This window comes from Inquilinus sp. OTU3971 (genome assembly GCF_038440215.1).
Map to the genome: position 1 here is coordinate 1 of NZ_JASATH010000266.1, position 8,533 is coordinate 8,533.

Sequence of the window (8,533 nt, forward strand, 5' to 3'; positions counted from 1 at the left end):
GACAAGGCCGCCTACCTCGACTTCGTCGTCGAGATCATCCGCCGCTGCGACGGCCAACAGGGCTTCCAGGTCCTGCCGCGCCGCTGGGTGTCGAAAGGACCTTCGGCTGGATGATCCGCTGGCGCCGTCTCGTGCGCGACTACGAGAAGCGCATCGACGTCTCCCGCGCCATGATCTTCGTCGCCATGGGCGGCATCATGCTCCGCCGAAACGCCCATCCGTGAATTTCCAAACAGACTCTAACAATTTTTGAATCGGTTATCGTTTCGACTGTCCTTAACTCCTCGGGGCAGAATCCGTCAGAACGCCGCCGCGCCGATCCCCAGCTCTGGATAGAGCGCATCGAGCGCGCCGACATCCGACCGGGTCTGGGCGATGATCCAGTCGCGGATCTCGGCCACGGCCGTGCGCATCGGCCGGGCCCGCGAATGCACCAGTTGGCACAGCCGGCCGGTGCACATCAGGCTGCTTGCGGCAGGCACCAGCGCCCCGGTGCCGAGCCAGTGCGAGGACACCGTCACCCAGCCCAGCGCGATGCCCTGGCCCAGCAGCGCCGCCTGCACCACGATGGCATAGTCGGAGAAGCTCAGCGTGCTCCGCGGCCCGGCTCGGTCGTCGCGGAGGTCCTCGAACGCATCCGGCCAGGCGGGGTCGGAGCCGGCGAGGCTGATGATGGTGTTGCCGTCGCCTGTCGCCTTCTGCCGCTCGAGATAGGCCGGGCTGCAGATCGGCAGCATGATCTCGCGCATCACCAGCGACGTCTCGTGGCCCGCATCGCCGCCATCGACGAAGCGCATGCCCAGATCGACGTCGTCGACCGGCCCATGCAGCGGCCCGGCGATCAGCTGGAAGCGCAGGTCGACCGACGGGAACTCCTTCTGCAGCCGGTTGATCCGCGGCATCAGCCAATGGGTGGTGAAGGCGGTGGACAGCGACAACGTCACCGTCTCGGTGCCGGTGCGCTTGACCTCGATCTCGCGGATCGCGGCCTCGATGCCGCGGAACCCTTCGGCGATGCGGCGGTACAGCGACAGGCCGTCCTCGGTCAGCACGATGCCGGCGGCGGAGCGGTCGAACAGCCGCACGCCGAGATGACTTTCGAGCCGGCCCAACATCCGGCTGACCGCCGGCTGGGTGACGTTCAGCTCCGCCGCCGCGCGGGTGAAGCTGCCGCAGCGCGCCGCCGCCTCGAACACGAAGAGGGCGTTGGAGGAGGGCAGCATCCGACGCAGCTGGGTCATGATCTGAGTTTATGGGCCGGCCAACCTTTTCGCAATTGCTCTGGCCCCGGTCGTTTGCTGTGATCCACCCACGACACAAGGATCCCGGCACGCCATCGCCCGCCCGGCGGAGAACGATGCGACGGCTCCGGTGACGGCCGCTCATGCCGCCATGGCATGCGCGGCGCTCAGGGACAAGGCTACGACCATGACGCAGCACGGCAGCACGGGCGTCTCGATCCGTTCCGTCAGCAAGCGTTACGACGCCTTCCGCGCCCTCGACGATGTCAGCCTGACGATCGCGCCGGGCGAGTTCGTCTCGCTGCTCGGCCCGTCCGGCTCGGGCAAGACCACGCTGCTCAGCATCCTCGGCGGCTTCATCCAGCCGACCGCCGGGTCGGTCCGGTTCGGCGAGCGCGACGTCACCTTCACCCCGCCGCACAAGCGCGACATCGGCATCGTGTTCCAGAGCTACGCCCTGTTCCCGCACATGACGGTGGGCGAGAACGTCGCCTTCCCGCTGCGGGCGCGGCGCCTGCCGAAATCCGGTTGGGCCGGCAAGGTGGCCGGGGCGCTGGCGATGGTCGAGCTGTCCGGCTACGAGAACCGCCGCATCTCGCAGCTCTCCGGCGGCCAGCGCCAGCGCGTCGCCCTGGCCCGCGCCATCGTGTTCGAGCCGCGGCTGATCCTGATGGACGAGCCGCTCTCCGCCCTCGACAAGCAACTGCGCGACGCGATGCAGATCGAGCTGCGCCATCTGCACCGGCGACTGGGCGCGACCATCGTCTACGTCACCCACGACCAGCGCGAGGCGCTGACCATGAGCGACCGGGTGGCCATCCTGCGCGACGGGCGGCTGGTGCAGATCGACACGCCGGAGCGGCTGCACGACCACCCGGCCGACAGCTTCGTCGCCAGCTTCATCGGCGAAGCCGCGCTGCTGCCGGTCACCCGGGCCGGCCCCGACCGGGTGGCGCTCGGCGGCGCCGTGCTGCGCTCCGGCCGGCCGCTGCCGCAGGCAGGCGAGTTGCTGCTGGCGGTGCAGACCGAGAAGCTGCTGATCGATGCCGGCGACGGCGGCGACGGCGCCAACCGGCTGTCCGGCCTGGTGTCGGAGATCATCTACCAGGGCGAAAGCCTGAAGGTGTTCCTGACCCTCGACGACGGCACCGTGCTCAGCCTGCGCCAGCCGAGCCACCACGCGGCGCGCGGCAGCGTGCCGCCGGTCGGCGGCCGGATCGCGGTCACCCTGCATCCCGAAGACACCATCATCGTGCCGCGCGCTGCCTGAGCCCGCGCCGTTCCTCCCGATTCACAACCGAGAAGCAGACATGCCGTTCAGCGCCTTCAAAGTCCTCACCTTCGACGTCGTCGGCACCCTGATCGACTTCGAGACCGGAATCCTCGACTCCGTCCGCCGGATCGGCGGCCGCGCCGCGCAGGGGCTCAGCGACGACCGGATCTTCGAGGCCTATAAGCGCGGCCGCGACGCCCATGCGTACCGGTCGAGCGAGGCGATGTTCCATGTCTACAAGTCGCTGGCGGGCGAGTTGGAGCTGCCGGCCGACGACCTGGCGGCCGGGGCGTTCCAGCTCGACGTGCTGCGCTGGCCGGCCTTCGCCGATTCCGCCGAGGCGCTGCGCCGCCTGCGCCGCCGCTTCCGGCTGGTGGCGATGACCAATGCCGACCGCACCGCCTTCTCCAGCTACGCCAACACGCTGGGCCAGCCCTTCGACGACAGCGTCACCGCCGACGAGACCGGCACGGCCAAGCCCGACCCGAACTTCTTCTCCTTCAACCGCGGCCGGCAATCGGCCTTCGGCTACAAGTTCGGCGAGATCCTGCATGTGGCGCAGAGCCAGCACCACGACATCGGCGTCGCCCGCAAGCTCGGCTACAAGACCTGCTGGATCGAGCGCCGGCAGGGGCAGCAGGGCTTCGGCGGCACCCCGGCGGTGCCGACGCTGACCACGCCCGACTTCCACTTCGCCACGCTGCAGCAGCTCGCCGACGCCGTCGAGGCGGCCGAGCCGCGGGCCGCCTGACCGGACGCGCGCCGATGATGGCCCTTCCTTCCCCCAGACCCGGCGTCAACTCGCTCTGGGCCGCGACCGGGGGCCCGGCACCGCGGCTGCCGGCGCTGGATGGCGACGCGACGGCGGATGTGGTCATCATCGGCGCCGGCTACACCGGCCTGTCGGCGGCGCGCCACATCGCCGCCGGCGGGCTCGCCCCGCTGGTGCTCGACGCCAACGCGGTCGGGTGGGGGGCCAGCGGCCGCAACGGCGGCTTCGTCACCCCGAAGTTCCGCCTGTCCCTCCCGGCCATCGCCGCGGCCCATGGCCGGGATATGGCGCGGCGGATGTACGAGCTGGGCCATGAAGCGGTCGACGCCGTCGAGGAACTGGTCGAGGAGTTCGACATCGACAGCGCCGGCTTCGCCCGGGTCGGGCTGGTCAAGGCGGCGCACACCGAACGGGCGCTGGCCGCGGTCGCCGCCGAGGCGGACTGGATGAAGGCCGAGATGGGCGACGGCCATATCAGCCTGCTGTCGCGCGACGAGGTCCGGGCGGAGCTCGGCTCCGACGGCTTCGTCGGCGGCGCGCTGACCCGCGGCCCCGGCTGCATCCATCCGCTGAACTATGCGCGCGGGCTGGCCGCCGGCCTGTCGGCGCGCGGCGTGCGCATTCATGAGGACAGCCCGGCCCTGGCGATCCGGCGCGAGCCGGGGGCGGTGGTGGTGGAGACGCCGCGGGGCAGGGTACGTGCGAAGCAGGCGATCATCGCGACCAACGCCTATTCCGACCTGACCGGCGCGACGCGGGCGATGCAGCGCACGCTGGTGCCGTTCCGCAGTGCCATCCTGGCGACTGCGCCGCTGCCGCCGGACCTCGCCGCAAGCCTGCTGCCGACGCGCCGGATCTGCAGCGAGACGCGGCGGATGATGCGCTGGTTCCGGATCGTCGACGGCCGCTTCGTCTTCGGCGGCCGCGGCGCCTTCGGCAAGGCGGATTCGCCCGCCGCCTTCGCGGCGCTGCGCCGCGCCATGGTGGCGCTGTTCCCGATGCTCGCCGACATCCGGGTCGAATACAGCTGGTCCGGCCTGGTCGCCATGACCTTGGACTCGGTGCCGCATGTCGGCCGGCGCGACGACGGGCTGCTGTTTGCCCTCGGCTACAACGGCGCCGGCGTCGCCATGGCCAGCCTGATGGGCCGCTATCTCGCCGCCTTCGTGCGGGGCGAGACGCCGGATGTCGGGCTGCTCGACGCCAGACGGCTGGCGCCGGTGCCGTTCTATCCGCTGCGCGAGCCGGCGGTCCGGGCCGTTGCCGGCTGGTACCAGATGCTCGACGCCGTCGGGCTGTGACATGCCGGGTGACCGGCCAACGAAACAGGGAGACAGGACCATGAGATCCAGGCTTCACCTCCTCGCCGCCGGCCTCACCGCCATCAGCGCGCTGGCCGCGGGCGCCGCCGGCGCCGAGCAGATCACCTTCGTGTCGCAGGGCGGCGCCTATCAGGAGGCGCAGACCAAGGCCATCCTCGACCCGGCCGCCGAGCTTCTCGGCATCACCATCAACCAGGACAGCGCGCCGGACGCCTGGCCGGTGATCAAGACCCAGACCACCACCGGGAAGCCGATCTGGGACGTGGTCGACACGCCGACCAAGGACTGCGTACGCGGCGGCCAGCAGGGCATGATCGAAAAGCTGGACTTCGCCAAGATCCCGAACGCCGCCGGCCTGCCGGACGACTACAAGACGCCGTATTCGGTGGCCTATGAGTTCTATTCCAGCGTCCTGGCCTACAACACGGAGAAGTATGGCGACAACCCACCGAAGACCTGGGCCGATTTCTGGGACGTGAAGAAGTTCCCCGGCACCCGGGCGCTGCGCAACCACCCGCTGGCGACGCTGGAGGCGGCGCTGCTGGCCGACGGCGTGGCGCCGGACAAGATCTACCCGCTGGATGTGGACCGCGCCTTCCGCAAGCTGGAGGAGATCAAGCCGAACATCGCGGTGTGGTGGACCTCGGGCGCCCAGTCCGCCCAGCTGCTGGCCGATGGCGAGGCCGACATGATCATGGCCTGGAACGGCCGCGTCTCCGCCGTGGCCAAGGAGGGCGCGCCGGTCGGCTTCACCTACAACCAGGGCATGCTGCAGAACACCTCGCTGTGCATCCTGAAGGGCGCGCCGAACCTCGACACCGCGGTCAAGTTCGTCAACGCGGCGATCGCGCCGGACATCCAGGCCAACTTCCCGGCCTATATCGACTACGGCCCGGCCAATCCGGAGGCCTACAAGACCGGCAAGATCTCGCCCGAGCGCGCGGCGGAGATGCCGAGCGCGCCGGACAACGCCGCCAAGCAGGTGCTGGTGTCCACCGAGTGGTGGAGCTCTCCGGCCGGCGAGGAGGTGCTGAAGCGCTGGGCCTCCTTCATCCAGCAGTAACCCCGAGCGGTTGAAGCAGGGTCATCCATGTCCGTGACCATTAGTCCTTCGGTCTCGCAGCCGACCATCGGTCCGTCGGTGTCGCAGGAGCGTCGCGAGCAGCGGCTGACGCTCCTGCTGCTGGCGCCGGCCCTGGCGATGATCGTCTGCCTGCTGATCGTGCCGCTCGGCTGGCTGGCTTGGCAGTCGATCCGGCAGGACGGCGGGTTCACGCTGGCCAACTACCAGCGGTTCCTGACCGACGACGCCACCTGGATGTCGTTCCTGCAGACCTTCCGCATCGCCTTCACCGTCACCCTGGCGACGCTGCTGCTCGGCTATCCGGTCGCCTATGTCGCGGCGGCCGTGATGCCGACCTGGCGGGTGGTGATCCTGGCGCTGGTGGTGCTGCCGTTCTGGACCAGCGTGCTGGTGCGCTCCTACGCTTGGCTCATCCTGCTGCAGCGCCGCGGCATCATCAATTCGGCGCTGACCGATCTTGGCCTGATCGACAGCCCGCTCTTGCTCGTCAACAACGAGCTCGGCACCGTGATCGCGACGATCCACATCCTGCTGCCCTTCATGGTGCTGCCGCTCTACGCGGCGATGCAGAAGATCCCGCGGGAGCTGACCATGGCCGGGGCCAGCCTGGGCGGGTCGCCGAGCTTCGTCTTCCTGCGCGTGTTCCTGCCGCTGTCGCTGCCGGGCGTGATCGCGGGGGCGGTGCTGGTCTTCGCCCTGACGCTCGGCTTCTACATCACGCCGGAGCTGCTGGGCGGCGGCCGGACCTACATGGTGTCGATGCTCGTCTCCCGGAACATCGAGGTCTACAACGAGTGGGGCGCGGCCTCGTCGATCAGTGTCGTCCTCCTGGCCTGCGTGTTCCTGATCTTCCGGGTCGCCAGCCTGTTCATCCCGTTCGAACGGATCATGGGCGCGAGGTGACCATGAACATCACCCGCTTCTTCCTGTACGGCTTCGTCGCACTGGTCCTGGTCTGGCTGGTGGTGCCGATCGTCATCGTCGTGCCGATGTCCTTCTCCGGCGCGCGGTTCCTGTCCTTCCCGCCGCCCTCCTGGTCGCTGCGCTGGTACGAGTCCTATCTCGGCAACCCGGCCTGGATGCAGGCGACGAAGATCAGCCTGATCGTGGCCGGGTCGAGCGCGGTCCTCGCCACCATCATGGGGACGGCGGCGGCCTATGCGCTGAACCTCACCCAATCCAAGCTGCTGCGCGGCCTGCAGGTGGTGCTGCTGCTGCCGCTGGTGGTGCCGATCGTGATCACCGCCGTCGGCATCTTCCTGGTCTATGCCCAGGTCGGGCTGCTGGCGACCATGACCGGGCTGATCCTGGCCAATGTCATGCTCGGGCTGCCCTATGTGGTGACCTCGGTGCTGGTCAGCCTGCGCAAATTTGACCCGGCGCAGGAGATGGTGGCGCTCAGCCTCGGCATGAACCGGTTCCGCACCTTCTTCGCCGTGACCCTGCCGCAGATCCGCTCCGGCGTGGTCTCCGGCCTGCTGTTCGCCTTCATCTCGGCGCTGGACGAGACCGTCGTCGCCCTGTTCGTGTCCGGCGGCCAGTACCAGACCCTGACCAAGCGCATGTTCACCTCGCTGCGCGACGAGATCGACCCGACCATCGCCGCCATCAGCACGCTGCTGACCGCCGTTTCCCTGGTCATCGTCGTGCTGGCCTCCCTCAGCGCCTGGAACGCGGAGCGAAGGCGGGCCGCCGCCGGATGAGGGCCGACTGCCTGATCCTGGGCGGCGGCTCCGCCGGCTGCGTCCTGGCCGCGCGGCTGTCGGAGGATCCCGGCCGCTCCGTCATCCTGGTGGAGGCGGGGCGTGACATTTCTGCAGACAATGCCCCGGCCGAGATCCTCAGCCGCTATCCCGGGCGGGCCTATCTCGACACTTCGAACATCTGGGGCGCGCTGACGGCGCTGATGGGCTACGGCCGGTCGAACGCGGCGCCGCGCACAAGTCGCCGCTACGAGCAGGCGAAGCTGCTCGGCGGCGGCTCCGCCATCAACGCGCTGATGGCCAATCGCGGCTCGCCCGCGGACTACGCCGAGTGGGAGGCGCTGGGCGCCGCCGGCTGGAGCTGGGACGACTGCCTGCCGTATTTCCGCCGGATCGAGGCCGACCGCGACTTCGCCGGCCCGCTGCACGGGTCGGACGGGCCGCTCACCATCCGGCGCATCGGCGACGACCGGGTCTCGCCCTTCGTGCTCCGGGTGATGCAGACGCTGGAGCGGCGCGGCTACCCGATCCGGGCCGACCAGAACGGCCCCTGGGAGGACGGCACGTATCGCGGCGCCATCGCGGTCAGCGACCGGGGCGAGCGGCTGCCGACCTCGATCGCCTATCTGACGCCCGAGGTCCGCCGCCGGCCCAACCTGACGATCCTGACCGGATATCGCGCCGACCGGCTGCTGTTCGACGGCCGCCGCACCACCGGCGCGGAGATCGCTGGCGCGGACGGCCGGCCGCAGGTGATCGATGCCCGCGAGGTCATTGTCACGGCGGGCGCCATCCACACCCCCGCGCTCTTGCTGCGCTCCGGCATCGGGCCGGCCGCCGAGCTGCAGCCGCTCGGGATCCCGGTGGTCGCGAACGCCCCGGGCGTCGGCCGCAATCTGATGGAGCATCCCTCCATCGCTGTGGCCGCCTATCTGCCGCCGCCGATGCGGGTGAGAGATCGTGGGGAGCACCACGAACAGGCGATCTGGCGGTTCTCGTCGGGGCTGAACGGCCTGCCGCAGGGCGACATGCATGCCGCCATCCTGTCGCGCTCCGGCTGGCATTCGGTCGGCCTGAGGATGGGAAGTCTGTTCTTCTGGGTCAACAAATCCTGCTCGCGCGGCTTCCTGACCCTGAT

8 protein-coding genes and 1 pseudogene are annotated in these 8,533 nt (G+C 69.7%); 8 read left to right on the forward strand and 1 reads right to left on the reverse strand.

Going from position 1 to position 8,533, the window contains the following annotated elements; genetic code table 11:
- Positions 1-224 (forward strand): annotated as a pseudogene (locus AAHM41_RS37060) (transposase); the annotation flags it as partial.
- Between the two features lie 75 nt (positions 225-299).
- On the opposite strand, the gene AAHM41_RS37065 reads toward AAHM41_RS37060, so the two are convergent.
- On the reverse strand, positions 300-1,241 hold the full coding sequence (locus AAHM41_RS37065; RefSeq protein ID WP_342241654.1) for a LysR family transcriptional regulator: 942 nt from the start codon (positions 1,239-1,241) through the stop codon (positions 300-302).
- A gap of 187 nt (positions 1,242-1,428) precedes the next feature.
- Between AAHM41_RS37065 and AAHM41_RS37070 the strand changes: the two genes are divergently transcribed.
- The 7 genes from AAHM41_RS37070 to AAHM41_RS37100 all read left to right on the forward strand — a co-directional run.
- Positions 1,429-2,511: an ABC transporter ATP-binding protein gene (locus tag AAHM41_RS37070; protein ID WP_342241655.1), complete on the forward strand. Its 1,083-nt coding sequence runs from the start codon at positions 1,429-1,431 to the stop codon at positions 2,509-2,511.
- A gap of 40 nt (positions 2,512-2,551) precedes the next feature.
- Positions 2,552-3,265 (forward strand): HAD-IA family hydrolase, encoded by a 714-nt coding sequence (locus tag AAHM41_RS37075; protein WP_342241656.1) that lies wholly within the window; start codon positions 2,552-2,554, stop codon positions 3,263-3,265.
- Positions 3,266-3,279: 14 nt separating this feature from the next.
- On the forward strand, positions 3,280-4,587 hold the full coding sequence (locus AAHM41_RS37080; RefSeq protein WP_342241657.1) for an NAD(P)/FAD-dependent oxidoreductase: 1,308 nt from the start codon (positions 3,280-3,282) through the stop codon (positions 4,585-4,587).
- A gap of 40 nt (positions 4,588-4,627) precedes the next feature.
- Complete coding sequence (locus AAHM41_RS37085) at positions 4,628-5,671, forward strand: ABC transporter substrate-binding protein (RefSeq protein WP_342241658.1); 1,044 nt, start codon at positions 4,628-4,630, stop codon at positions 5,669-5,671.
- Between the two features lie 27 nt (positions 5,672-5,698).
- Positions 5,699-6,595: an ABC transporter permease gene (locus tag AAHM41_RS37090; protein WP_342241659.1), complete on the forward strand. Its 897-nt coding sequence runs from the start codon at positions 5,699-5,701 to the stop codon at positions 6,593-6,595.
- Between the two features lie 2 nt (positions 6,596-6,597).
- Complete coding sequence (locus AAHM41_RS37095; RefSeq protein ID WP_342241660.1) at positions 6,598-7,395, forward strand: ABC transporter permease; 798 nt, start codon at positions 6,598-6,600, stop codon at positions 7,393-7,395.
- A partial coding sequence (locus AAHM41_RS37100; protein WP_342241661.1) for a GMC family oxidoreductase occupies positions 7,392-8,533 on the forward strand: 1,142 nt, incomplete at its 3' end. The genes AAHM41_RS37095 and AAHM41_RS37100, both read left to right, overlap by 4 nt.